This window comes from Geomonas silvestris (genome assembly GCF_014193515.1).
GTDB lineage: Bacteria > Desulfobacterota > Desulfuromonadia > Geobacterales > Geobacteraceae > Geomonas > Geomonas silvestris.
The window spans coordinates 25106-50861 of record NZ_BLXX01000022.1 but is presented as its reverse complement, the minus strand read 5'-3'; the positions used below and the strand labels follow the sequence as shown (position 1 = coordinate 50861).

General features: G+C 63.0%; 24 protein-coding genes. 11 read left to right on the top strand and 13 right to left on the bottom strand.

Features of this window, described 5'->3' with window-relative positions; translation table 11 throughout:
- The first annotated feature begins 462 nt into the window (after positions 1–462).
- Positions 463–3198 (top strand): MBG domain-containing protein, encoded by a 2736-nt coding sequence (locus GMST_RS21175; protein ID WP_183356706.1) that lies wholly within the window; start codon positions 463–465, stop codon positions 3196–3198.
- A 204-nt stretch (positions 3199–3402) separates the two neighbouring features.
- Positions 3403–3786 (top strand): hypothetical protein, encoded by a 384-nt coding sequence (locus GMST_RS21170; protein WP_183356705.1) that lies wholly within the window; start codon positions 3403–3405, stop codon positions 3784–3786.
- A gap of 146 nt (positions 3787–3932) precedes the next feature.
- On the opposite strand, the gene extS is transcribed toward GMST_RS21170, so the two are convergent.
- The 8 genes from extS to extH all read right to left on the bottom strand — a co-directional run bounded on the left by extS (position 3933) and on the right by extH (position 11987).
- Positions 3933–4703, bottom strand: coding sequence for a selenite/tellurite reduction operon c-type cytochrome lipoprotein ExtS (gene extS / locus GMST_RS21165; RefSeq protein ID WP_183356708.1), 771 nt, complete (start codon positions 4701–4703; stop codon positions 3933–3935).
- Positions 4704–4705: 2 nt separating this feature from the next.
- Positions 4706–5122: a selenite/tellurite reduction operon b-type cytochrome membrane protein ExtQ gene (gene extQ, locus GMST_RS21160; protein ID WP_183356704.1), complete on the bottom strand. Its 417-nt coding sequence runs from the start codon at positions 5120–5122 to the stop codon at positions 4706–4708.
- Positions 5119–5739, bottom strand: coding sequence for a cytochrome b N-terminal domain-containing protein (locus tag GMST_RS21155; protein WP_183356703.1), 621 nt, complete (start codon positions 5737–5739; stop codon positions 5119–5121). Before GMST_RS21155 ends, extQ begins: the two co-directional genes overlap by 4 nt.
- A gap of 45 nt (positions 5740–5784) precedes the next feature.
- Positions 5785–6177: a QcrA and Rieske domain-containing protein gene (locus tag GMST_RS21150; RefSeq protein WP_183356702.1), complete on the bottom strand. Its 393-nt coding sequence runs from the start codon at positions 6175–6177 to the stop codon at positions 5785–5787.
- Positions 6132–7409, bottom strand: coding sequence for a selenite/tellurite reduction operon b-type cytochrome iron-sulfur cluster-binding subunit ExtO (extO, locus tag GMST_RS21145; protein WP_183356701.1), 1278 nt, complete (start codon positions 7407–7409; stop codon positions 6132–6134). Before extO ends, GMST_RS21150 begins: the two co-directional genes overlap by 46 nt.
- The gene (gene extM, locus GMST_RS21140; RefSeq protein ID WP_183356700.1) at positions 7363–9222 is read right to left on the bottom strand and encodes a selenite/tellurite reduction operon c-type cytochrome ExtM; all 1860 of its coding nucleotides are present in this window, start codon (positions 9220–9222) and stop codon (positions 7363–7365) included. The genes extO and extM overlap by 47 nt, the downstream gene beginning before the upstream one ends.
- Before the next feature lie 213 nt (positions 9223–9435).
- On the bottom strand, positions 9436–10650 hold the full coding sequence (gene extI / locus GMST_RS21135) for a selenite/tellurite reduction operon porin ExtI (protein ID WP_183356699.1): 1215 nt from the start codon (positions 10648–10650) through the stop codon (positions 9436–9438).
- A gap of 65 nt (positions 10651–10715) precedes the next feature.
- Positions 10716–11987, bottom strand: a complete 1272-nt coding sequence (gene extH, locus GMST_RS21130; protein WP_183356698.1) for a selenite/tellurite reduction operon rhodanese-like protein ExtH — start codon at positions 11985–11987, stop codon at positions 10716–10718.
- Positions 11988–12294: 307 nt separating this feature from the next.
- Between extH and GMST_RS21125 the strand changes: the two genes are divergently transcribed.
- A complete protein-coding gene (locus GMST_RS21125) occupies positions 12295–13212 on the top strand; it encodes a LysR family transcriptional regulator (RefSeq protein ID WP_183356697.1) in 918 nt (305 codons plus the stop codon).
- A gap of 124 nt (positions 13213–13336) precedes the next feature.
- Here GMST_RS21125 and GMST_RS21120 read toward each other — a convergent pair whose 3' ends face one another.
- On the bottom strand, positions 13337–13831 hold the full coding sequence (locus GMST_RS21120; RefSeq protein ID WP_183356696.1) for a cytochrome P460 family protein: 495 nt from the start codon (positions 13829–13831) through the stop codon (positions 13337–13339).
- 344 nt (positions 13832–14175) lie between these two features.
- Between GMST_RS21120 and GMST_RS21115 the strand changes: the two genes are divergently transcribed.
- The 7 genes from GMST_RS21115 (at position 14176) to GMST_RS21085 (ending at position 20606) form a co-directional block, all read left to right on the top strand.
- Positions 14176–14484, top strand: coding sequence for a rhodanese-like domain-containing protein (locus GMST_RS21115; protein WP_183356695.1), 309 nt, complete (start codon positions 14176–14178; stop codon positions 14482–14484).
- Positions 14485–14522: 38 nt separating this feature from the next.
- Positions 14523–15197, top strand: coding sequence for a cation efflux transmembrane domain-containing protein (locus GMST_RS21110; RefSeq protein ID WP_183356694.1), 675 nt, complete (start codon positions 14523–14525; stop codon positions 15195–15197).
- 123 nt (positions 15198–15320) lie between these two features.
- The gene (locus GMST_RS22350) at positions 15321–15485 is read left to right on the top strand and encodes a SelT/SelW/SelH family protein (protein WP_246399984.1); all 165 of its coding nucleotides are present in this window, start codon (positions 15321–15323) and stop codon (positions 15483–15485) included.
- A 247-nt stretch (positions 15486–15732) separates the two neighbouring features.
- Positions 15733–16233, top strand: a complete 501-nt coding sequence (locus GMST_RS21100) for a hypothetical protein (protein ID WP_183356692.1) — start codon at positions 15733–15735, stop codon at positions 16231–16233.
- A 102-nt stretch (positions 16234–16335) separates the two neighbouring features.
- A complete protein-coding gene (locus GMST_RS21095) occupies positions 16336–17079 on the top strand; it encodes an energy transducer TonB (protein ID WP_183356691.1) in 744 nt (247 codons plus the stop codon).
- 28 nt (positions 17080–17107) lie between these two features.
- Positions 17108–19141 carry a TonB-dependent receptor gene (locus tag GMST_RS21090; protein WP_183356690.1) on the top strand — a complete coding sequence of 678 codons (2034 nt, stop codon included), beginning with the start codon at positions 17108–17110 and terminating at the stop codon, positions 19139–19141.
- Between the two features lie 187 nt (positions 19142–19328).
- Positions 19329–20606, top strand: coding sequence for a rhodanese-like domain-containing protein (locus GMST_RS21085; protein WP_183356689.1), 1278 nt, complete (start codon positions 19329–19331; stop codon positions 20604–20606).
- 256 nt (positions 20607–20862) lie between these two features.
- Here the strand turns inward: GMST_RS21085 and GMST_RS21080 are convergent, their stop codons facing one another.
- The 4 genes from GMST_RS21080 to GMST_RS21065 all read right to left on the bottom strand — a co-directional run bounded on the left by GMST_RS21080 (position 20863) and on the right by GMST_RS21065 (position 24941).
- Positions 20863–21084 (bottom strand): hypothetical protein, encoded by a 222-nt coding sequence (locus GMST_RS21080; protein WP_183356688.1) that lies wholly within the window; start codon positions 21082–21084, stop codon positions 20863–20865.
- A gap of 128 nt (positions 21085–21212) precedes the next feature.
- Positions 21213–22181, bottom strand: a complete 969-nt coding sequence (gene nrfD, locus GMST_RS21075; RefSeq protein WP_183356687.1) for an NrfD/PsrC family molybdoenzyme membrane anchor subunit — start codon at positions 22179–22181, stop codon at positions 21213–21215.
- Between the two features lie 11 nt (positions 22182–22192).
- Positions 22193–22750: a 4Fe-4S dicluster domain-containing protein gene (locus GMST_RS21070; RefSeq protein WP_183356686.1), complete on the bottom strand. Its 558-nt coding sequence runs from the start codon at positions 22748–22750 to the stop codon at positions 22193–22195.
- A complete protein-coding gene (locus GMST_RS21065) occupies positions 22743–24941 on the bottom strand; it encodes a molybdopterin-containing oxidoreductase family protein (protein WP_183356685.1) in 2199 nt (732 codons plus the stop codon). The genes GMST_RS21070 and GMST_RS21065 overlap by 8 nt, the downstream gene beginning before the upstream one ends.
- Positions 24942–25228: 287 nt before the next feature.
- On the opposite strand from GMST_RS21065, the gene GMST_RS21060 reads away from it, so the two are divergent.
- Positions 25229–25624: a hypothetical protein gene (locus GMST_RS21060; RefSeq protein ID WP_183356684.1), complete on the top strand. Its 396-nt coding sequence runs from the start codon at positions 25229–25231 to the stop codon at positions 25622–25624.
- Positions 25625–25756: the final 132 nt, after the last annotated feature.

Sequence of the window (25756 nt, the reverse complement as noted above, 5' to 3'; positions counted from 1 at the left end):
CCCCCCCTGACTCACCCCCTGACTCACCCCCTGACTCACCCCCTGACTCACCCCCTGACTCACCCCCTGACTCACCCCCTGACTCACCCCCTGACTCACCCCCTGACTCGCCGCCTCTCTCATCGCCGCATGACTCGTCGTCCACCGCACGGCGCCGCACGAACCAAGCCCCGGACTCAACAAGCGAAACCGTTGTCCGCCTCACCAGCCGAAACGGCATCGTCTTGCCCTGAACGCCGATTTCCCGCCCCCTGCCCTGCCTCAGCCGCCTTCCGCCCCTCATCGAGCCTGTGCGCCTGGCGTACACCCACGTGCGCAAATATCGCACTCCTGACCAGGTCGGAATATTTAGCAGTCTTTAATTTCAATGTCTTGCGTCGGCACACGCCATGCGAGAACAATTAAGGGATCCCAACCTTTCGGCGTCAATGAGACGAAACGAGTTTGACCAGGAGGTATGCCATGACACGCAGAATTGTGCTAACGGCTTGGTTACTGCTGCTGGTTCCACTGGCGGCAGCAGCCGCAACGGTGAACCTACCCAAAACGGGGCAGACGCTTTGCTACGACCCAAGCGGCCCCATCGACTGCGCCAACACCGGACAGGATGGAGAAACGCAGATCGGGGCGGACTGGCCATCCCCCCGCTTTACGGACAACCTGAACGGCACGGTTACCGACAATCTGACCGGCCTCATCTGGCTTAAGGACGCGGTCTGCGCGGCAATCAACCCCCCTCCCCCCAATCCCGCCCAGAGCCTGCAAGGGGGGTGGAACTGGACGGCCGCACTCGCAGCCGCGAAGTCCTTGAGAAGCGGCCAGTGCGGTTTGAGCGACGGCTCGCTCCCCGGCACCTGGCGGGTCCCCAACGTGAACGAGTTCGAAAGCCTGATGGATCTCTCCCAGGCCAACCCGCCGTTGCCCGCAAACCACCCCTTCACCAATCTCCCCTATCCCTGGCCCATCTACTGGACCTCCACCATCACGGCTGACTACTTCCCCGGCATCAACGCGATAGGGGCGGATATGTACACCGGCACCATCCAGGGGGACGCCAAGGTCAACCTGAAGTACATCTGGCCAGTAAAGGGCGACTCCACCACCCTGGCGAGAACGGGCCAGCACGGCTGCTGGGACGCCGACGGCAACGATACTCCCTGCAACGGTAGCGGGTCGGACGGCGATCTGCAAAAAGGGGTGCCGATGCCTTATCCGCGTTTTTACGACAACGGCAACGGCACGACGACCGATGCTCTCACCGGGCTGATCTGGCCCAGGAACGCGGGATGTTTCAGCAACATAAGCTCGCAGCGGCAGGCGATCAGCTTCGCCCAAAACCTGGCAAACGGCGAGTGCGATCTGAACGACCGCTCTGTTCCGGGCGACTGGCGCCTGCCAAACCGGAAGGAAATGCGCAGTCTGGTCGATTACGTGGGCGGCTGGCTGCGGGAATTCGTCAACGCCCCCAACCACGGCTGGTACTGGACTTCGGATTCCTTCCCCGTCCCCTCCTATACGTCCGACAAGTGGATGGTGAAGTCCCAGGGGCTGGACTGGCTCGCGAGTACGCTGCTTACCTATCAGCAGCTCCCCCCGTACTTTGCGCTCCCGGTACGCGGGCCGCTCATAATCCAGCGCATAACCTTCAATGCGCCCGCCACGATACGCTACGGCGACCCGCCCCTGAACCTGAGCACGATCACTACGGGTGGCGGCTCGGGCAACCCGGTGACCTTCAACCTCGTAAGTGGCCCGGCCACACTCACCGAGACCACGTTGACCTTCACCGGCGGGGGAAATGTGGTAGTGACGGCGGCCCAGGCAGGTAATGCCCAGTACTACCCTGCCGCTGCCACGCCGCACACCTTCGTCGTCGAGAGCTCCTCAGGAACCGTGGCCATCACAACGGGCGACCTGACCCGCACCTACGACGGCACTCCGAAGCCGGTTACCGCCACGACGTCTCCCCCCGGTCTGCCGGTCACCTTAAGCTATGCCGGGAGCGCCTCCCCGCCGACCAATGCGGGGAGCTACCTTGTGGAAGCTACCATCACCGATCCCGTCCACCCGGGAAGCGCGCGCGCGACCCTGGTCATCGGGAAGGCAACCGGCACCCTCACCCTGGGCGGATTGAACCAGACCTACGATGGAACCGAGAGGAGACCCACCGCAACGACGGTTCCTGCCGGAGGGAACGTCATTTTCAGCTATACCGGCAGAACAACGCCCCCCAGCGCCGCAGGGAGCTACCCTATCGTCGCGACTATCTCCGACCCGAACTTCCTCGCCACGAGCGCGAGTGGCACCCTGACCATCGCCAAGGCCTCCGGCACCGTTACCTTGGGGAGCCTGAGCCCGGTTTACGATGGAACGGTGCAGGCCGCTACGGCTGTCACTAATCCAACGGGCCTGGCCGTCATCTTCAGTTACACCCCAGCAAACCCCGCCGCGGCCGGAAATTATGCCGTCGTTGGAACCATCGCCGACCCCAACTACCTCGGGAGCGCCAGCGGCACGATGACCATCGCCAAGGCCCCCGGCACCGTTACCCTGGGCAACCTGACCCAGGTTTCCGACGGGACGCTGAAGGCCGCCACGGTTGTCACTCATCCTGCCGGCCTGACCGTCATCTTCAGTTACACCCCAGTGAACCCGGTTGGAGTCGGAACCTATGCCGTCGTCGGGACCATTGCCGACGCCAACTACGTCGGGAGCGCCAGCGGCACCCTCACGCTTACCGCCCCGGCTGTCGCCACCTTCCTGGTTACCGGAACCGTCCTCAGCGGCAACGGCAGCATCAGCTGCACCTCACCGGTCAACGCCGGCGCCAGCGCAGCCTGCACGGTTACCTCGGCCGCTGGATATCACCCCAGCGCCCTGACCGACAACGGAGCCGATCGCCTGTCTGCCCTTTCCGGGGACACCTACTCCATATCCGGGGTCACGGCGAACCATGCCGTGGTCGTCCAGTTCATACGCCCGGACGGCATCCTCGACCCGGCAAACGGCAAGACGGGGCCCGATATCGGCGACGCCTTGGCCGTATTGAACATGGTGCACGGAGGCTCTGAAACCACCAGCGTCGGTTTGGCGCATGCCGACATCGCCCCGCTCGGATCCGATGGGAAACCCTCGGGTGACGGGAACCTCGATATCTACGATGTAATCGGGATCTTGAGAATGGTGGTGGGGTTGTAGCTACCGAGGAGGCAGGCCATGAAAAGGATTCAACGGTATATCGCACTTCTGTGCATCCTGGTGTCGGGGCTGCTCGCGGGTTGCGGCGGATCATCCGCGCCCGGTTCAGCACCGACAACGACAACGACCGCGACAACCACCACGCCACCCGAAGCGTCGCAGTCCCCTACCAAGTCAATCCTCAAGCTGAGCACCCAGGGAGTGTTGCCCCAGGGAACCCAGCTCTCGGGGCTTGGCGTCACCATCCAGCTGCCGACGGGAACAACGGTCGCCACCGACAGCACCACACCGGTCACGGTCTCTTCCGGTGTAGTGACCATTTCCGGGGTCGCGGCCCAAGCCGGAAACAGCGCGATGTTGCCTCCGGTCTACAAACCTGCGACTTCGACGGCACCGGGCACACTCGAGCTCGTCATAGCCGGGAACTTCGGCGTTGGTGAATTCGCCACGGTCAACTGCAGCACCTCGTCCGGGAGCACACCGCCCACGAGCTCGAACGTGACGGCAATTTCCTTCTCGCCGACCGACCAGCTACTGCGACCGGTGACCGGACTCAGCACGGGGGTAAACGTGACGCTGATCCCGTGATTTTAAAGAGGAGAGCGGCGGGTTATCCGGCGGAACACCAGCAAAGGGTGAAGCCAGACCGCCCGCAAACCGCAAAGGGCTTACAGTTCAAACTGTAAGCCCTTTTTTCGTAGCCCATTTAAAGAGGCACCGTTGTACCCGGCCCGTCACCTGCCGGATTGCAGCTCAGCCAGAAGCCGCTCCGTTTCGGCTTTGCTCAACCGTAGAGGTAGCATCTGGGTGACCTGCCGGTGGGCACGCGGGTTTTGCAGCCATTTCCTCAGCGCCTCTGCGGTCCAACGTTCCCCTTGCTGCCAGGTTTTCGGGTAGAAGTCGCTGAAGAGTCCCGAGAGGTTCGGTCCGACGTTTCCTCTACCCAAGCCGCCCCACGTTCCGGTCAGTGCCTTGTGGCAGGGGCCGCATTGCTTCTGGAAAACACGCTCCTCGCCCCGCCCCCCCTCGAAATGCACCAGCTGCGGTCCCTCTTTCCCTCCTTTTTTTCCCTTCAGGGCGCCGGCAAGGATGGCGACCACGAGATCGTCCACCTGGTGATCGCTACCTTGAAAATCCGGCATGAAGAAGGCAGGGGTCCGAATGGCACGCTCCAGTTGTTCAGGCACCGCCGACTTCCCCAGGCGGTCCAGATCGCTCGCCAGATGGTTACCCTTTCCGGCTAGGGTGTGGCAGCGCCGGCAGGCGAAGAGTTCCACCAGTTTTTCCCCGCGTGCGAGCGGCTCTGAGCCGGCAAGCGCAGACCAGGCGTACCTGCCGCGTACCAGGTCCCGATGCGCGATGGCAAGGCGCTCGGAGCGCCCGTCCCCCCGGTGACACTCCTCACAGCTACCCAATTGTGCATAGTGCGGCCTGTGGCAGCGCAGGCAGCTGGAGCGGGCCGCCTGAACCGTGCCCGGCATCACGACAAGCGCAGCCAAAAGCACCCCTAAAACGGCAGGACGAAGGCCCAATTCTCACCTCTGAAATACCTGGCGACGACAGTCAGGAGCAGCACGGCGGCGAAGGTGGCCATGGCTGCCGCAGCGATGCCGAGGTGCCCTTTCCCAAGCCAGGTGGCCTGATCGCTCTTTTTCTGGCCCGGAAGCCAGGGGAGCAGAACCATCCCTACCGCCAAGACGAGCACGGCGTAGATCAGGTACTTCGAGTGGCTCACCAGTTCCTGGATCCAGAGCAAGAACCAGGCGGATTTGACCGGGTTCGGGACGCGCGCCAGGTCGGCCGGCTCCTGCAGCGGCGCCGGCAGCAACGCGGCGGACACCAGAAGGCAGATGGTGCTGACCACCCAGGCGATCTTGATGATCCGGAAGAAGTACGGAGAGCTTTTCAGGTAGCCGCGCGTCATAGGTAGGGAAGCACCCCCTTGTTTTTCCGGATCCGGTAGAAATGCAGGAAACTGAGCCCCATCACGGAAAGCGGAACCAGCATAATGTGCAGCGCGTAAAAGCGCAAAAGCGACATCGATTGGCCGATGCCGTCCGGAACCAGGATCCCGCGCAGCAGCGGGCCGCAGGGGAAGATAGCCAAGAGTTCCATCCCGGTCTGGGTGGCCCACAGGGCCAGTTGGTCCATGGGGAGCAGGTAGCCTGTGTAAGCCTCGAAGACGCAGAGCAGCATCAAGAGACAGCCGATGACCCAGTTCAGGTGGCGCGGTTTCTGGTAGGCGCCGGTGAGGACCACGCGCAGGGTGTGCAGCATGAGGAGCACCAGGAGGGTGTGCGAGCAAAGCCGGTGCAGGCTGCGCAGGTAGCCCCCTCCCCAGACCGAGCTTTCCAGGAACAGGATGGAAGCGTACGCCTTGTCGGGTGCGGCCTGGTAGTAGAAGAGCAGCAGCATCCCCGACAAAAGGAGCAGCAAAAAGGCGCCGAAAGCGAGGCCGCCCAGGCAGAACGTGTAGGAAAACGCCAGGTTGCGCCGTAAAACGACCCGCGGAAAGAGATGGCTGAGAAAGTCGTTGAGCAAAAAGCCTCCCGGGGCTCGAAACCTCAGATTGCGCCTTTGCTGGCCTTACACCAGCACGTGGAAGAACTCCCCCTGTTCTTCCACCGCCAACCGCCTGAGCGGCAGATCGGCCGGACCTTTGAGGACGCGCCCATCGCGGTCGAAACTGCTGCCGTGACAGGGGCAGACGATGTCGCCGGGGGTCACGTTGACGGTACACCCGAGGTGGGTGCAGATAAGACTTAAGGCGTAGACACGCTCCCCCTCCCTCATGAGGGCGACCCGCTCCGCGCGGTAGACCAGTGCCCCCTGGACCGGCAGGTCCGCCTTGGCCACCTTGAGCAGCGCCTTTTTCCGGCGCAGCGTCGGGCTCAGGTAGCGCCCGAGTGCCGCGGCTCCGGCCAGGGCCGCGATCAGGGTGACGAGGAAGCCTCGACGTGTTTGATCAGCTGTTGCCATTTTTCCAGGTATGCCCTCTGGTATTCCTGAGTCTTGGCAGCCACCCGCCGGTAGCGCGCCATGGGGAGGAAGTCCCCGTTCACCACCTTTTGCCCGGACCGATCCCAAAAGGACGGCAGGGTCATCCCGTCGGCCTGCAGCTGGTAGATCCGGTCCTGCGGAGCCTCGAGCAGGTAACGGCGCGGGGTATCGTGACACCCCTCGCACATGACCGTCCCCCGCCTCACCGTGTGCGGGAAAAACGTCTTCCATTCGGCAGCGAGGAGGCGATTTTCCAGGAGGTCCTGCCCCCCCGCCGTCCACCCCCCAACCGCCCGGTCGTTCCTGATATCGGAGAAATAGAGCAGGAACTGGGGGCGGATCGGGCTCACCTTCCCGGCGGCATTGATCCCCAGGGGGGGCGCGTCCTGCTTGCGCAGGTAGGCGCTCTTCAGGTAGTTCCCGGCGTTCTCCTTGACCTCGAACTCCTCCTGGAGGGTGCTGTCGGTAAACCGGAGCCAGAAGGTGCCGTACTCCTGCGCGGCCCAGGCGGAGTGGCAGGCGTAGCATTCCAGCTTCTCGAGGTGTGCCGCGATCCGGTGCTCCACGACCTTTTGGCTCACCCGGTGGCAGTCGCGACACCCCTTGGAGGCCTTCTCCCCGGCCGCCAGGCTCGTCATGCTGTGGCAGGCGGCGCAGCGAAGACCGGCCTCGGCATGGACGTCGGGGGTCATCTTCAGGAAGCTCTGGCCGTAGGCGACCTCGCCGCGCTGGTAGCGCAGGCTGTCCTCGCGCGGCGCCATGCCGTAGTAGTCGGTCCCGACGAAGTACCCCTTGTGGCAGGCAAAGCAGGCCCGGTCGCCGGCGCGCTTAAGTCGGTGACCGCTCCCGCCGTGGCAGTCGGTGCAGCCGGCCAGGTGGCAGGACCCGCAGCGGTTTTCGAAGAACCCGGCGTCGAACCTACCGATGCTGCGTTCCACAAAGCGCCGCTCCCGGTCCCGGGTTCCCATGGCGTGGTCGAAGAGCCGGGCGTACCCCGCGTGGCAGCCGCTGCACCCTTGGGCGCCTCCGGCCGCAGCCGCTGGGTTGGCAAGCGTCGCGCTTTCGCTCAAATGACAGGAGAGGCAGGCAAGGCGCGCATGCACCCCCTCAAGGGTCACCCGGTGGCACACCTTGCAGTTTTCCGCGGCACGTCCCGGCGTCGCGCTAAGGGCGAGCCAGCAGGCGGCGATGCACAGCATCATCCAGCGCACGATAATCCAGTTCCTTTCGGTAGATCGGGTCCGACGCCTTGGCGTGACAGACCAGGCAGGTATTGACCGCCAGGGTGCGCCGCACCTCGGAGCCGTTCAAGGGGCGGGAGTGCTCCCTGGTGATGGCGGAATAGGCGCGGACCCTGCCGTCCTGCAAGGTGAGAAAGCCGTCCAGCGGCTTGTCCGCCGACTGCTCGCAGATCAGGGTCCCGTAGATGTCGCCGCCGGCGACCACGTGCTGTCCGAACCCCAGAAATGCCGGGTTGCCGTGACACTCCACGCACCCGACCGCCCGTTTCCCGGTGTTGTGCGAGAAGAAGGGGGCGAAGCGGAGCTGCTGCTTCCCCTTGAAGCGCGCGACGTACTCGTTTTTGGACGCGGTGCCGTCCGGTTCCACCACGGTAACGAAGGTCTGGCACCCCGGGGTCACCGTGGAGACCTTGCCGCGCTGGTTCAGGGCGAGCGGAAACGGATAGAGCATCCGGTAGTCCTCGGTCTCGCTGAAGCGCCCCGGGGTCTCGCGCCCCTTGATGAAGTCCATCCCCTTCACCGTCTTGTCGTAGCGGGTGTGGCAGCCGTAGCACTGCACCACGGTGCGGGAGTGGCAGGCGTAGCATTCCATCCGGCCGTGCCCCACGATGCTGTGCTCGGCGCTGCCGGTGATCACCTTGCTTTTGAAGAGCTTCCCGCTGCGCTTGCCCAGGACGTACACGGTGCCGTCCTGGTAGAAGACGTTCGAGTAGCTGCGCCCCTTGGCGGTCTGCACCATCTTCATCCCGGGACGCATCCGGATCCGGTAGTTCCTCGATTCCCGCAGCGCCTCGTCGCTTTCGCGGGCGATCTCCCGGTAGCGCGGCAGCCGGGCCCCGCCGTGACAGTCCTCGCAACTGATCTCGGTCTGCAGGTTCATGTTCTGGTAGGCGTAGCCGTCCCCCATCAGGTCGCGGGAGGTGTGGCAGTCGATGCAGTCCATGCCGGCTTGGGCGTGCACGTCGGGTGCTATGTGCACCGCGTTGCGCAGACCGCTCAAGAGAACCGGCCCCGGGGACCCGTTGCGGGTCGGCACCAGCGAGTTGTTGCCGTCGTAGAGCCCCTGGAAGGAGAGCGCGATCCGGCCGCTGCGGTTGTGGCAGCGCGCGCAGACCTGGTTCCCCGGCAGCGCCTCCAGGGCATGGCTCGCCGAGAAGGGGGCCTTCCCGCGCATAACGGGATCGGTTCCCTGGTAGGTCGCGTCGTTGTTGAAGGGGAAATGGCAGGCGGCGCAGCCAGAGCCGTGGCTGGAGGCGTAGACGTCGCCGGTCCCCTGCCCCACGTGGCACCGCGAGCAGAACTTGCGGTAGAGTTCGCCGGATAGGTTGTCCAGTTCGGCAACCGGTTTAAGGGTGAGCCGGTTCCCAAGGGGATCGATAACCTCCCCTCCCCTGCTGCTGTAGAGCTGCTCGTCCCACCCCTCCCAGGTAAGCTGGGTGTTCTTGATCATCCCGGTCCCGGTGTACATCAGGTTCGCCTTCATCCGGCCCACCTGGTACTGGTGACAGGCCCCGCAGCTCTTCTCCCAGTGCTCCGGGGCGGCCGGGTTCTTGGGTCCGTACATCGTTTTGTGCGCGACGGTCGCTACGCTCGCCTCGGGGTCGCCGCCGTGACAGGAGACGCAGCGCGGATGGCTCGCAGATACCCGCTCGATCCGCAGGTGGCAGCGCTCGCACCCCATTTTCCGGGGGCTCTGCTCTGCGCAACCGGACAGTGACAGCAGCAGGATAAGTCCCAGCCAAAGGGGAAACACCCGGTTCGTGGTGAGGTTCGCGCGACGCATGGTCTCCGGCACTGCCTTGAGGTTGGCCTACTATAGTAAAAATTTTCCCGTTAACCAAGTTCTTTCATTCATATTCCGGAATATATACAGACAAAAAAGTGGCCGACGGCGGGCTCCGTCGGCCATGACATGGAAGGAGGTGATACAGGGAGCTTCAGTTCCTGTACCGGTGGTAATCAAAAGTACCGGATATCGGCCGGTCCCGAACCGCTATCAGAAGATGAGCTGCAGCTGCGCGATGAAGGTGTTGAAATCTTTGCTTCTCAGGTTGGTCCCCTGCAACCCGCTCAGGGTGGCTTCCTTGTCGAAGTCGGTGTGGCTGAACTCGGCTGTAAGCTTCAGGTTCTGCCCGCGCAGGTAGTAGTTGGCGCCGACCCCGTACCAGTCGATCTGCTGGTCGTAGATGTTGTTCAACTGGGCGAAGCGCCACTTCTCGTAGCGCCCGAAGAACTGCAGCGGCAGGTTCGGCAACAGGTAGCCGCCTTTTACGTACCAGCCGTTTTTCTGGCCGTTCAAGCCGACCGAAAGCAGGTCGGGATTGGTCCCCTTGTAGGCGTCGTCCAGGTCGACATCCTCGTAGGCCGCCGAGGCGGTGACGGTGCCCAGGCCGGCGACCGGGTACTCGAAGTAGCCGTCCACCGTCCAGCCGCGGTAATCGCTCTTGCCGGTCAGAGCCGCGGTGTCAGCATAGGCTACGTCCGGCTCGAACTGGTAGGCGGCACCCACCGTGAGTACCGTTTTCTCGCCCAGGTAGGTCCCCTTGTAGCCGTACTCCTTCTCCGGATCGAGGAGCGTCAGGTGGGCGCGGGCCGAATAGCGGAAGTCGCTGGCCGGGGCGGTGTTGCCCGAAACGGCCTTGCGCCCTTCCATCACGTCCAACCGGTACTGGAAGATGTCCTGAAAGAGGTTCCCCCAGACCGCCACCCCGGTGTCGCGGGTGGTGACGTAGGGGGCGCGGATGAAGAGCGAGCGGTCCAGGGTAAGCGGCATCTCGCAGGCTTCCAGGTTCTCACGGCTGAAGTTGTACTTGAACTTGCCGACGTTGATCTTGAAGCTGTCGTGCAGGTTGAAGCGCATCACCGCATCCAGGAGCTGGAACTCGAAGCCGCGGTTGGTGTCGGCCACCCCGAGGGTGCCGATGTTCTGGTCTTCGGCGAACTCGGTCTGCACGTAGAGGCCGAAGGTCTCGCCCCAGCGCCCCATGAGCGCCAGGCGGTTGCGCCGGAAGTTGAAGTTGGTGGTGGTGTCGTCGTTGTTCGCTCCCGAGCCGGTGTCGCGCACCGTCATCTGGAACTGCCCCTTGTAATCGATCTGCAGCGCCCCCTGGTCATCGGGGCCGAAGGTCATCTGGGGACCCGCTATCGCCGTGCCGGCCATCAGCAGGAGCGCAGCCGCCGCCACGCTCCCCGACTTTATCAATCTGCTCATAGTGCCAACTCCTTTTGGTAGAGAAGGATTGCGTCCTTTGCTGGACTGGTGCTTTCAGACCGGGGTCAGCAGCCGCTGCCGGAATCCCCCGAAGAGCTCCCGGAACCGCCGCTGGTCGAGCCGCCACTGGTCGTGCCGGTGCTGATGTACTGGGTGTCTTCGACCTTGATCTGGTTGGCCCGCGGGTCGGTTACCGACGAGAAGAGCGCGTTGGAGACCGGGTCGAGCGCGAGTGTGCCGGCCGTGATGGTCCCAGTGGTCCTGGGGAATGTGGTGTTTGGCGTTACTACGTCCACCTTCCAGATAGTGGCGACGTTGTTGGCGCCCACGTAGGCGGACCACTGCCCCCAGGAGCCGTCATACAGGGTGACCGGCCAGCCGAGCACGCCGTCCAGCACCAGGAACAGGGTCGAGGCGCGCATACCGGAGGCGCAGTAGACGTAGTTCATGCTCCGCGCGTTGGTGAGCCCCTTGGCGTTCAATCGGGTCACCAGGTCGCTGCTCGCCGGGAACATCTTGGTCTTCGTGTTGACGCCGCCCGGGAAATCGGCGTAGCGATTGAAGTCGTCCACGATGGCATTGGCGATGTTGGCGGTGATGGTGCCGCCGCGCAGATCGACGATGGAGACATTGGTCGTACTGACCGCTCCCAGGTTGATGTCGTCGACCAGCTTGATCATGTCGCCGATGGGAGCCCGTAGCGCAGAGTTGAGGCCGGTAGTGCGCACGCTGTAGCTGGAGCGGGTCACCGTGGTGGCGGCGGCGGTCAGGGTGTTGCCGGCATCCTCCCAGGCGTTATCGCCGCCGTTTAGCACCTTCAGCCGGTCCTTCGGGAACCCCCAGTAGCGGAAGGTGAAGTAGGCCCGGGCGGTATTGAGAAAACTCCCCCCCTTGCTGACCGAGAAGACCACCGTGGTCCGGCTGTCGATGCCGGAGCGCTGGATGATCTCGTCCATGACGGCGCCGGTGGGAACCATGGTGCCGATCGGGGCGATGCCTTCCAGGCGGGTCATGGTGAGGTCCACGTTGTTGCTGGAGTCAAGCAGCAGCGAACCGGGGATGTGCGCCGTTGCGTACGCCGCCGGCGTCGTCACCTCGAGCACCACCACCTTGTCCACCGGCGAGCTGTTCTGGTTGATGAAACCGCTGTCTGTCCAGGTTTTCAGCGTGGCCGCGTCGACGAGTGCGGTGGGGGTCTGCCTTGTTACCGACACCGGTTGGGTCGGGGTGTCATACCCTTTGGTGCCGCAGCCGTACAGGGCAAGTACCGCCACGGTGAGCACGGTGAGCAGTCCGCCAAGAAGCCATCTGCTCGCGACCTTCGTTCTTTCCGACATAACGCCTCCTCAGTGCAAAATAGATGAAGAATACCGACAATGCAGGGGATCAGGATACTGGCGTCGCACCTCCTTCAGGTTCGCGCAGCACACCGGGTGCCCGGTTGGAAGTCCTCTTCCCTGCGCCTTAAAGGGAAGCATTTCCTCCTACCTGGAACAGCGGGTCTGGGCAGTGTTCTAATTAGGATGCTGGCTGGGGCTTTTTTAATTGCAATCTTACTAAGATTTTGTCATAAGCAATAAATGAATAATTTGCATAATTGGAATGCGAAATGCGCATGAGGAACTGCAGCGGGGGGACGTCAGCGTGGATCTCCTACTTCTGAAAACCTTCTTGAAGGTTGCGGCACTTGGTAACATCACCAAAGCGGCAAGCGTTCTTTTCGTAACCCAGTCGGCAGTCTCGCGCCGCATCAAGCAGCTCGAGGAGGTGATCGGCCACCCCCTCCTGGAGCGCAACGGCAGCGCTCTTACCCCCACTCCAGCCGGACGGCTCCTGATCGAGAAAGGACGCAAGATGCTCGACCTGGAGCAGGAGTTCCTGAGCGGTCTGGACCCTGCCAAGGCCAAGCGCAAGATCTCCTTTTGTTCCACCCCTTCCGTCGGCGTCGACCGGCTCCCCAAGGTGCTGGCCTCCTTCACCGCGGCCCACGCCGAAACCGTCGACCTCAACTGCGTCTTCGCCATGCCGGAGGTGGCCCTGGCCGGGATCGACAGCCGCCGTTTCGACCTCGCGCTCATCGAGCACTGCGACGAGATCGACCTGATGGGGCGCATCTGCTACCAGCTCCCCGACGACGAAGTGGTCTTCATCAGTGCCCCCGAACTCGGCATCCCCTCCGGCCGCACCCCACTCAGCGCGTTGCACGGCCAGCGTCTCTACCTGAAAACAGAAAACGGCTGCGCCAGGCGCTTCATCGACAAAAACCTCCGGCTCTCCGGGCGCGACTGGTCCGAATTCTCAGGCATCGTGTACTTCGACGACTTCTCCTTCATCCTGGGAGAGGTGGCAGCCGGCAAGGGGGTCAGCTTCGTCTCCAAGGCCCTGGTCAAGCGGGAGATTGCCGCCGGAGAACTGCACTGCCACTTCATCGATAACTTCCTGCACCAGCGCCCGCGCACCATGGTCCTGGCCCACCAGGAGCTGAGCGAGCAGCATCGCGCCCTGCTGGAGTCCCTGTTCGCCGAATTCGGCCTGGCCCCCCCAACGGGAGCCGGAGGCTAGCCAGAGCTCTGCGCACCCTTTTTTCTCGCTCTGAGCCAAGACGCCAGACGCAAAAAAGCCCGCAACCTGATGAGTTGCGGGCTTTTTCATCTTTTGCCAGGTACCTTGCGGAGAACCTGGGCGCCTAGGGGACCGACGGCAGGGAGGTGAAGAGGTAATCCTTTGCCGCAACGGGGGTGTGGCAGCCGAAGCACTCGGCGACGAAGCCGGGATCCTTGCCGTACGGTTTGAGCTCCTTGCCGACAAAGCGGGCGAAGCCCCAGCCGCCGGTAGCGGCATACTTGCGGGAATCCTTCACCATGAATTCGACCTGGACGAATTCGCCCGGTTCGGTGGCCACCGGAAACGCAGGGTGTTTCACCGCCTTCCAGGCGACCTTGGCGAGGACGCTGCCATCGGGGAGCGGGTTCTTGCCGGCGCGCAGGCCGGCCAGGGCAACGTCGTTCGCCGTAATCAGGCGGATGTGCCCCTTGTCCTCCCGGTAGGAAGGCGCCAGCGGCTTCCAGGACATGAATTCCGGGTAGAGGGCTATCCCATTGGGAGCGACCGGCAGATCGGCCGCACCTGCCCAACCTGCCATCAGTACCAGCGCCAACACTATCCACAACGTTTTAGGCATGCCATCCTCCTTGTTCTTCATGGTTCAGGTAACAGATTTTCTCTCAAAGACAAAGTCCGAATACTTTAACAAGGAATGTGCAGAGCGCAATGAGAGAGCGCCAAACTTTTCCTGTGACAGACAGGTCGTCTCTTTCTCTGGCAGGTGTTTTCCTTATGACATTTTCCTGGTCTCAACTTACAGTTGAAGCTGGCCAGTTTGTTCCCGTTGCCAATAGTCTCCCGGCCTTCCGGAGGCAGGTGCGCCCCTGAGACAGGAGATAACGATTGACATATCATTTTTTGCATGTATTTTGAGACCTGACCTAAGTGCCGTCACACTACGTCCGTACCAGAGGAGCCGCCATGCGCGCACAGGAACTGGCAGGGAAGTTGAAGTCCGGAACCGCCCCCGCCGTCATCGATGTCCGGACCGGGTTTGAATTCAATCGCGGGCACATCCCCGGGGCGATACATGCACCCACCTGGAAGATCCTGCTCTTTTTGGCCAAACTCCCCTCCGACAAGAACACTGAACTGGTGATCACCTGCGAACACGGGCCGCGGGCCCAGATCGCCAAGGGGATCCTGAGTACGCTTGGATACCTAAACCTTGACCTCCTCGAGGGGCACATGCATGGCTGGAGAAACGCCGGGCTCCCTACCGAAAATTGAGCGAAAGCGGGTTGCCCAGCGGCCCCGGAGACACACACATGTTCTGCAACAAGATGCTTGAACTGCAAAGGGTCTACCGCCAGGCGAGCCTCTTGGCGCTCATCACCATCTACTACAACCTCCTGGAAGGGGCCGTCTCGGTCTGGTTCGGTGCCGGAGACGAAACCATCTCCCTGTTTGGCTTCGGCATCGACTCCTTCGTCGAGGTGATCTCGGGCGTCGGCATCTGGCACATGGTGCGCAGGCTCGGGCGCGGCGAGACGGCGGACCGTGACCCCTTCGAGCGCCAGGCCCTGCGCATCACCGGCGGCGCCTTCTACCTCCTCACCGCGGGGCTCATCGCGACCGCTTCCGCTTCCCTGTTCCAGGGGCACCAGCCGCAGACGACCCGCTGGGGCATCGTGATCTCTCTGATCTCCATCGTTTCCATGCAGGCCCTGATCCACTTCAAGACCAAGGTCGGCACGGCCCTCAACTCCCCGGCCATTCTGGCGGACGCCGCCTGCACCCGCACCTGCCTTAGGCTCTCCGTGGTGCTCCTGGCCGCGAGCCTCGGGTTCCAGCTCACCGGCATCGGGTCCCTCGACGCCGTCGGCTCCTTGATCATCGCCGTCCTCTCGTTTTGGGAAGGACGCGAGGCGTTTGAGAAGGCGCGGGGCCTGGGCTGCGGCTGTTCCTGCGGCTGCACTACCAGCACGAAGAGCGACCACTGACCCGAACCAAAGCGGAGGCTACCCATGCGGCTGAGAATCGAGTTCTGCAACATCTGAGCGCAGTACTCCGAAACGGCGGCCGGTCTGGCCCGCCTCATCGAGGGTAAAGGTTGGCAGGTGGCGGTGCAGCTCGATCATGAAGGACCGCGGGGCGAGTTGGCGGTCTACCTCGACGAGGAACGGATCTTTTCCCGCATTGCGGCGGGGCGGATGCCGGAACTGGAGGACATCGCACCCATGGTGCACCTGCGCCTTTTCGTGGAGCTTACGGTTCCTGACACTACCTGAGATGCCGTTACTGTCACAGCTGATTGCGCCGTCACTCTGGGAGCTCCTGCTCACACTCAGTAGTGCCAAGAAAAACAAACCTTCATAAGCCACGCCACACATAAAGACTATACAAACAAAAAAAACCTGCTAGGCTATGAGCCAATCTGCACCTGAAGAGACATTGAGCCCAATACGTTAGTGTCTTAACAATCAGGCCGTCGCGCCTGGACAGGCTTTCGAGCCTGGTGCAATGAGCTCGCATACCATGCCGGTGTCATCCCACCCCAACTTCAAAGCTCCGCTGCGCGCCGTCATCGCCCTGCCGATGCTGCTGATCTACCTTTGTCTTTCGGTAAGCCCCCTTATCTCCCCTACCCTGCGCTCGAAGGTGGTGCTGCACGCCTTGACCGGAGCATGTACCGGTTCCTGCGACACCTGCGGTTGCCCGCCGGAAAGTAGCACCCGCGGCACCTGCTGCTGTGCGAAGCAGCGCCAACTTGCAGGTAACCACCGCCACGAGGAGCTTCCGGACTGCTGCAGGAAGACCGCGTCGGACAGCGGAGCCACCGTCATCTCCTGCGGCTGCCCCTGCGGCAAGAGCGACTCGCTCCTTGCTGCGGCCGAAAAGGCAGGTGAGTTGCTCCCCTTCTATTTCCAACCCGGTTTTGCCATTCCCCGTTCCGACACCCGGCATCTCGAAATGCCGCGCACCGTGCTCTCCCGCCTCCCCGAACCTCCCGACCCGCCCCCCGACATCCTGAGCTAACCAGACGATCACCAGATACCCGACGTGCGTGGACGGCCCAGGCAGCAACGCCACAGCTGCGCCCGCACTCGCCCAAAGATCCGCCTTTGCAGGAGGTTGCCCATGAGTCAACTGACCAAATGCTGCGGCTTGTCTTTCACGTTGCACCTGGTTCTGGCCCTGGCCCTGACCCTGGCCGTCTCGCGGCAGGTTCAGCCGGTACATCCGGTTACGATCTCCCTCGAGTACCTGGACCTGCCGGACTTGCCGCGTCCGAAGACGGCGCCGTCGCCGCAGCGGCCGGAACTGCGCCCGCCGCTCCCCGCCAGCACCAGCGCCCCGGTGCCGGTCAGGGAACCGGCGCCGGTACCGGTGCAGCTCAAGAGCCCGGCCACCCAGCCTACCCCGGTGGCTGTCCCCTTGCCACTGCAGCCAGCGGCAGAACGGGTCCCGGCACCAGGCCCGCCGCGCGACGCACAGCGACCGGAGCCGGCTACGGTGGGAAGCGCCAGCGCCCCCCCCGCGAGCGCCGCGCCGGTCGCCACCCCGCCGCCGGCTCCGGCCGCACACCGGGAAACGGCGCAGCAGCACTACGTGAAAGAGCATTTCGCCTACATCCGAGACCTCGTCACCCGGCGGCTCGCCTACCCGCCCCTGGCGCGCCGCATGAACTGGAGCGGCAAGACGGTGGTGAGTTTCGTCATCCAGGAGGACGGCAGCATCTCCACCCTGAAGGTGGTGGAGAGCTCGCGCCACGCGATCCTCGATCAAAGCGCCCTGGACACGGTCCGCGCCGTCGCGCCGTTTCCCAAGCCGCCGGTCCGCGCCGAGATCGTGCTGCCGGTGCACTTTGCGCTGCACCCCTAACTTTATTATTTAAAGGAGATTTCCTGTTATGAAGAGCATTTCCAGATACGCCCTGTTGTTGTCAGCCTGCGGCTTTGCCCTCTACGCACCCGAGGCCCGGGCCGAAAGCCAGATCCTCGACGAGATCACGGTGCGCGGCCAGAAGCAGTCCCCCATCGAGGAGAACCTCTCGATACGCGAGGTGCGGGAAAGCCCGGCTCGGGACCTCGGCGAAGCCCTGAAGCAGGTCGAAGGGGTAAGCTACGTGCACAAGGGGGCCATCGCCAACGACGTGGTGCTGCGCGGCTTCCAGCGGGACAACATAAACGTCCTGGTGGACGGGGTGCGCCTGCACGGCGCCTGCCCTTCCAGGATGGACCCTCCCTCCTTCCACCTCGATTTCGCCGAGGTCGAGCAGGTAACCATCGTCAAGGGCCCCTACGACCTCAGTAACCCCGGGGGGCTCGGCGGGATGATCGACGCGCAGACCAAGCGCCCGGGGACCGGTTGGGGCGCCGACCTCAACCTGATGTACGGATCCTGGAACAGCCTGAACGCGGCCGCCACCGGTTCCTATGCGACGGAGAAGTACGACCTCCTCATGGGGTACGCCTACAAGTACTCGGACGTCCCGGAGTCGGGCGACGGCAGGCGCTTGACCGAGATCTACCCCGCCAGCAGCCCGAACCGCTACCGCCCCGGCTCCGTCGACTCGAAGGCCTACGAGATCAACACCGGGTGGCTCAAGCTCGGTTTCAACCCGACCGCCAACGCGCGCAGCGAGCTCTCCTACAGCTACCAGGACGCCGACCACGTGCTCTACCCGTACTTGAAGATGGATGCCGACTACGACCGGACCCACCTTTTAAACTGGAGTTACCGGATCGAGAAGGTCTCCCCTCTGGTGCGCGAACTCAAGGTGCAGGCCTACTGGGACAAGGTGAACCACCTGATGGACGACCGGGAGCGCGCCAGCTCCCTCACCACCACGCGCTTCTACTCGATGCAGACCGACGCGAGCACCCAGGTCTACGGGTTAAAGCTGCAGGGCACCCTTGCCGCAGGACCGGGATCCCTTAAGACCGGGGTCGACTACTACAACCGCAACTGGGACGCCGTGAACCGCCGCGCCGGGTACTTCGCCTACCGCGACCTGGCCATGGTCCCCGACGCCAGCGTCGACAACCTGGGGCTCTTCGGGGAGTACCAGCTGCCGCTGGGCGACCGCCTGCGCCTGACCGGCGGCCTGCGCGGCGACCTGACCTGGGTGGACGCGGAGAAGAGCAACACCCGGGTGAGCGCCGGGACCAGCCGCGATTTCACCAACCTGAGCGCCAACCTGCAGCTCAACTACACCCCGGTGCAGGGGCTCGACCTTTTCGTCGGCATCGCGCGCGGGACGAGGACGCCGGACCAGCAGGAGCTCTTCCTCGACGTGCCGCTCGCCGCCGCCCCGACGCTCAACTCACCGTACTGGCACGGCAACTCCGGGTTGAAGTCGACCGTGAACCATCAGGCCGACCTGGGCGCCAAGTTCGCCACCGACCGCTTCTACCTGAACGCCTCGCTTTTCTACTCGGACCTCCAGGACTACATCAACTTCTACCAGGTGCCCGGCCTCTTCGAGAAGAGCTACCAGAACGTGCATGCCACCATGTGGGGCGCCGAGTTGGGGAGCCAGGTCGCGCTGGACTACAACATCTTCTTGAGGGGAGCGCTTTCCTACGTCGAAGGGGAGAACCAGACCGGCAACCGGCCGCTCTCCGAGATACCGCCTCTTAAGGGGACCCTGTCGGTACGCTACGACGACGGCCACCTCTTCGTCGAGGCACTGGAGAACCTGACCCGCGAACAGGACCGGGTCGATACCGGCCTGCTCGAGCAGCGCACCGCGGGCTGGGCCACCACCGACCTCAAGGCGGGCTACAGCATCGAGCGCTTCACCGTGATCGTCGGGGTGAGCAACCTGCTCGACAAGCAGTACTTCAGCCACCTCTCCTACGCGCGGGATCCCTTCCAAAGCGGGGTGCGGGTACCCGAAAACGGCAGGAACATCTACGGCTCCGTCAACTACCGGTTCTGATTCAGCACTATGCAGCTACTCGAATATATGATATAGAAAATCCCAATCCAGGGACGATGGCAACGGCGGGGGCGGTGCCGGTGGCGCCGCATGGTGCAACGGCGCACCGCTCCCGCCGCTCAGCGGGGCACGGTCGGCCATTTCCTTTCAGCAGGTAACTTACTTCAGGTACAGGAGGTTGCACAGCATGAGGAGATCGACAGGCAGGGTGGCACAGCTGACGCTCGTCGCGTTATGGTGCGGTTGCAGCATCGCATACGCCGGCGAAACGCTCAACGTGGTGGGACCGGTCCGGGCGCTGGCCAACAAGTCGAAGACCATCGCCCTTGATCAGGGGATCAAGAAGGCGCTGGTCCTGAGGTTCGACGAGAAGACCGCCTTTGTCAACGCGGCGGGGACCAAGGACATCCTCCCCGGAGAGAACGTTTCGGTCGACTACCAGCGCGACGGCGACGACCTGGTGGCGACCAGGATCACCAAGATGATCCCGAACCTCCCGGAGGGGGTCCAGGACGTTCCGCTCCAGGAGATGGAAGCTCTCCTGGAGCGCCCCAATCCCGAGGTGATGATCATCGATGCCCGCCCCGCTTCCAAGTACGCCAGCGGGCACCTCCCCTACGCGGTCTCCATTCCGCTCCCCGTACTCGAACAGCAGGGGAGCACGCTCCTGCCGGCCCGCAAGGAGGTCCAGCTCGTTTTCTACTGCGGCGGCGTCTCCTGTGGGCTGAGCCACAAATCGGCGCAGATCGCCCGCAGCCTCGGCTACCCTAACGTCCGGGTTTTCACCGCAGGGGAGCCCGGGTGGAAGAAGGCCGAGCACTACACCATCCCCAGCGCGGCCTTTATCAGCGAGGGAAACGCGGTGCTCATCGACCTGCGCGAGGCCAAGGCTGCGGCCGCAGGCCACCTTCCCGGTGCGGTCAATATCCCCCTGGCGCAGCTGGAGCAGTGGGAAAACCGCTTCCCGAGCACAAAGGCCGCCCAGCTGGTCTTCTATGGAACGGGCGAAAAAGACGTGGCAGCGGCGGTCTCCACGGCGCGCGACTGGGGTTACAGCAACGTGACCGGTTTCCCCGGCGGGATCGAGGAGTGGCGCAGGGCAGGCTTCCAGCTCCAGGGGGGCTCGACCGCGGATCGCATCGTGTACCGCAAAAAGCTCGGCCCCAACGAGCTCGGCCCGAACGATTTCCTCAAGGGGCTGCCGGAGGGGACCATCCTGGTCGATGTGCGGACCCCGGAGGAGTTTAAAAAGGAGCGGCTCCCCAACGCCATCAACATCCCGACCGAGCAGATGGCCAAGCGCTTCGCGGAACTCCCCAAGGGAAAACCGGTGCTCTTTTACTGCAACACCGGCACCCGTGCCGAGATGGCCTTCGACGTGGTGCAGGGAAAGGAGTACGCGGTTAAGTTTCTGAACGCCAACGTCGAATTCAAAGAAGACGGCAGCTATAAGGTGAGCGAGTAAGCGGACTGTCCCCCTACGCCCCCCACGAGCTAACCCCAACTCCCCCTCGCCCTCCGGGAGAGGATCGGGGTGAGGGGCCGCTGGCTGGCGTGCCGCAGATAAAGACGGAGCAAGGGACACGGCACCACACAAGGGGACGGGCAGCTGCGGAGCCAGTCCCCCTGGGGCAACGACATATCAGAAAAAAGGGAAGGCGCCCAGTGATCGGGCGCCTTCCCTTTTGTAACCGCCAGTGATTCCGCTCTGGTTGAAGAGCTTAGCAGCCGGCCATCTCTTTCTTCTTCTTGGCCGGCTTCCCTTCCTTCTTGGCGTCAGCGGCCTCGTCCTTCTTCTCTTTCTTCGCCTTCTTGGCCTTCTTCTCCGGCTTGGCCTCGGTGCTTTCCTTCTTCTCGGCCGGTTTGGTCTCTTCGGCAAAAGCCAGGCCGGACAGGCTCAGCGCCACCAGGGCCGCTACCAACAGGGTTGCCATACGCTTCATCGGATACTCCTCCTTACCTGGAATAACGACCCCTGCAGGGGCCGGCACAGCTGATGAGGCAATTGACAATGGACGATTGACCATTGACAACGAAAGGCCAAATCGGGACGCCCTACCCGGCCGCCCCCCTAGCTCAGACGGCTCAACTGGCCGGCGTAGACGAAGGAGAGCCGGATGACCAGGCCTCCCAAAAGCACCATCACGGCGCTCAGGTTCATCCGCATGAGCTCCTGCCCGGTCAGCTCGTCGCCATGGTCCTCGCGCACCTCCAAAAACTTGAGCACCACGGCAATGGGGAAGATCACCACCAGGAAGAGAAGCCCCAAGCCGTACCAGAAGTACTCGTGATTCAGGGTGAAAAAGGGAAGGATCGAGTTGCGGTGCGCCCCCGAGGAGGTGTACTGGCCGTAGAAGAAAAGCGGCAACAACACCATCTCGGCCAGGATGAGCCAGATGTCCACCTTGGTGAAGAAGAGCTTCACCTTCTTCTGGTCCGCTATCATGATCATGAAGGCGGCACCGGCGGAAAGGGCCGAGGTGAGAAACAGGACGGGGAGGATCGCCGAGTTCCACAAGGGGCGCGCCACGAAGGAGCTCAAGAGGACCCCGGTGTAGACCCCGATGAAGATCCCCATCCCGAAGTTGGCTGCGGCAAGCTGCAGGCGGTAGGCGCTCAAACGCTCGGAAATGCGGATCAGCACCGGAAGCCTCAACTGCTGACGGCGCTCCGCGGGGAAGGCGGCCAGGGCGTAGAAGACACTCACCGGGTAGAAGACCAAAAGCCCCCAGGAGCCCCAGGACATGGGGGAGAGCGGCTGCACGGTCAGGTAGAACCAGAAGACGTTCAGCTTGCGCTCCAGGTCCAGGAAGATGAAGAGCATCCCGACGCTCAGGATGAGCGGCACCAACAGCCCGGCAGTCGACGCGGCTCGTTCGCCGGTTGCCAGCGCTCCCCCTTTACGCACGTGCAAAACCGAGGTCATCACCGCAAGCCCCGCCGAGAGCCCCCCGAGAAACAGGTACAACGAGACCCGCCAGTCCCAGACGTGCAGGTGGGGAGAAACAAGCGCATTCGCTCCGGTAACCGTGATTTCCATGGGAAAGCCTCCTATTCCGGCGTGCCGAATTTCTTGATGTAGAAGACCCGCGGCTTGGTCCCCGCGCTGGCCAGGAGCACTTCGTGGTGGTTGTCGCGCAGGGCGGCGCTCACCGCGCTGGCGGGGTCGTCCAGGTCGCCGAAGATGCGCGACTTGCCGATGCAGGTCGCGACGCAGGCCGGCTGTTTCCCCTCCGCGATGCGCTGCGAGCAGAAGGTGCACTTGTCGGCGAACCCCTTCTCCTCGTTGATGTAGCGGGCGTCGTAGGGGCACGAGGCGACACACGCCTTGCACCCCACACAGCGGTGTTTTTTCAGAAGCACCATCCCGTCCGCAGCCTTGTAGGAGGCGCCGGTCGGGCAGTTGTAGACGCAGGGGGGATTGTCGCAGTGGTTGCAGAGCTCGGAGCGAAGCTCCATGCGCAGCCGGGGAAACTCTCCCTCCACCAGTTCCACCACCCGGGTGCGGAACTGGCCGGGCGGGACCTCGTTCTCCTTCTTGCAGGCGACCACGCAGGCCATGCAGGCCACACAGCGCCGCTGATCGACCACCATGGCGTACTTAGGCATGGACACCCTCCTTTTCCACGCGCACGAAATTGACGTGCATCCCGGTCGAGCCGCAGATCGGATCCACGGCGTAGCGGGTGATCATCCCCTGGTCGTCGGCCCCCTTGGCAAAGGCACGCGAGAGCCCCTTGCTGGCCGCGCCGAAGCCGTGCACCACATAGACGCAATCGGTGCGGATGCGCTGAGTGACCTTCGCCTTGATCCGGTTGCTGCGCACCCCGTCCTGGTTCACCAGCACCACGTACTCACCGTTTTTGACCCCGAGCTCCTTAGCCTTCCCGCTGTTGATCCAGACCTCGTTCTCGGGGTAGAGCTCGTGCAGTTCGGGGTTGTTCGCGGTGCGGCTGAAGGTGTGCACCGGGCTTCTGCCGTAGACCAGCCGGAACTCACCCGGGCGCGGCCCCGGGTGACGGGTATAGCGAGGCACCGGGTCGAACCCCTTCTCCTTGAGCTCCTTGCTGTAGAGCTCGATCTTTCCTGAGCCGGTCTTGAACTCGGCCGGTGCGTCGGCAGTGATATACGGGTTGGCGCTGTCGGGGATGGTGATGGTCCCGACCTTCTTGAGTTCCTGGTAATTGACTCCCCAAAGGGCGCACTGCGCCTGGATCTTCTCCTCCAGGGTCTGCCAGGGGAAGTAGTCCCCCAGGTCGAGACGGTTGGCGATCTGTTTGGCGATCCACCACCCCGGTTTGGAGTCGTAGAGCGGCTGCAGCGCCGGCTGGCGCAGCGAGATGCTGAGCGAGCGCCCCTTTCCGACCGCCAGCGCGTCGTGGCGCTCCAGGTAGGTGCACTCGGGGAGGATGACGTCGGCCATCATGGCGGTGTCCGTGGGCATGACGTCGACCACCACCAGAAGGTCCAGCTTGTTGATCGCCTCGACGGTCTCCTTCTGGTTGGGCATCGCCTTCATGAGGTTGGTGCCGGTTACGATCCATCCCTTGATGGGATACGGCTCTCCGGTGAGCGTCGCGCGGCGGATCTCCTGGGTGACCCCTTCGGCCCCGGCAAAGGGGAAGTTCCCCAGGTTGAGCGGGGCCTTGACTGGTTCGGGAAACGGCTTCCCCTCGAGCTTTGGGAGCGAGCTGCGGGTGGCCAGGAAGTACCCCCCTTCTCTCCCCCAGCTCCCCAAGAGCGCGGCCAGGATGCCGATGGCGCGGGAGCGCTGGACGTCGTCGCCGTACCAGGTGGCGTGGCGCCCGGGATGGATGCAGACGTTGGGTGCGTTATGCCCGAGCAGCCGTGCGGTCTCCACGATGCTCTCGGCCGACAGGTCGGTCTCCTTTGCAGCCCACTCGGGGGTGCAGTCGGAAACTGCTTCGGCAAGTTCCGCGAACCCGGTAGCGTAGGAGTCGAGGTACGCCTTGTCGTAGAGCTGTTCCTTGATGATCACGTGGATCCAGGCAAGCATGAGGGCCAGGTCGGTGGCAGGCCTGATGGGGAGCCAGCTATGAGCCTTGCCGGCGGCGATGGAGAAGCGGGGATCGACCACGATGAGTTTGGACCCCGCAGCGAGTGCATCGGCGAAGTCCTGTACCTGCGAGTTGTGCATGTTCTCGCCAAGGTGCGAACCGAAGAGTACCAGCACCTTCGAGCGAGTGAGATCGACGCGTTCCGGGGAACCGATTCCCTCCCCGAAGGTGAGCTCGAGCCCCACGTCGCGCGGACCGCGGCACTGGGCGAAAGAGGGCATCCCGACGTTGGGGGAGCCGTAGGCGAAGAGGAGCGGCAGAAAATGGTCGGTAGGAGTGCCGTGGGTGAAAAGCGCCACCGACTCGGGGCCGGACTCCGCCTTGATGCGCTTGAGTTTGGAGGCGATCAGGTCGAGGGCCTCGTCCCAGGTCGCCTTGCGGTACTTCTGTTCTCCGCGGGCACCGGTGCGAATCAAGGGGGTCTTCAGGCGGTTGGGATCGTAGAGCAGGCCGGCTCCACCGTTGCCGCGCGCGCAGAGTTTACCTCGGGCTCCGGGATGGGCGGGGTTCCCCTCCAGCTTGACAACCCGGCCGTTCAGCACCTTCGCCATCGCGCCGCACTTCCAGAAGCAGATCTCGCAGAAGGTAGGAACGTAGCTCGCCTTCAGCATCCCTTGCTCCTCGGCCCAGAGCAGGAACTTCTCGGGAAGCGCGGCGTAGGCGGCCAGACTGCACCCCGCTGCACCGCTGGCCTTCAGAAAGGTCCGACGCGAAAATTTCACGGTGATCCTCCTTTGCGAGCTTGGCTGAGAGCTGCTCGGCAGCACCAGATGAAAACTATCTCAGAAGCGGGAGCAGCCACCTGCCATATAGCACACCAACCAAGGTATATCAATATTTAAATACGTGAAGATAGCTGGCTAAGTAACGAAAGGCAGGTACTTTTCAGCAGTACCCGAATAAGTAACTGACGAAGAAAAAAGAGATTTACGCACAAAGCGCGCGCCTTTTACACCAAGTTCTTGTGACAAAAAGTCCCCTCGCCTGGGATGAATAGGATAAAAGGGTGATGTTCGAGAGGCGGAGTCGAAAGGCGGAACTGGGAATGCTGAACGCTGAGGCGGAAATGCCAAACCGGGAACCGGGAATGCCAAACGCTGAGGCGGGAATGCCAAACCCGGAACCGGCAATGCGAAACCCGGAACTGGAAATGCGACACACACAAGGCGGAATGCGAAACGCGGAGCGCGGAATGCGAGATCCGGAGCTGGAAATGCGAGATCCGGAGCTGGAAATGCGAGACCCGGAGCTGGAAATACGAGACCCGGAACTGGAAGTGAGAAACCCAGAGCTGGAAATGAGAAACCCGGAACTGGAAGTGAGAAACCCGGAGCTGGAAATGAGAAACCAGGCGCTGAAAATCCGAAACCAGGAACGGGGAATGCAAAACCGCAACTGGAAATAGTTAAACGTGAAACTCGAAAACCGCAGAAGCCCGAATGACACGACCTGGAACCTGAAACTTAGAACATAGAACGCAGAACTTAAGTATTTTCCGTCGGCGATGAGGTCCGAAAATGGCTGGCGGCCGGTAACG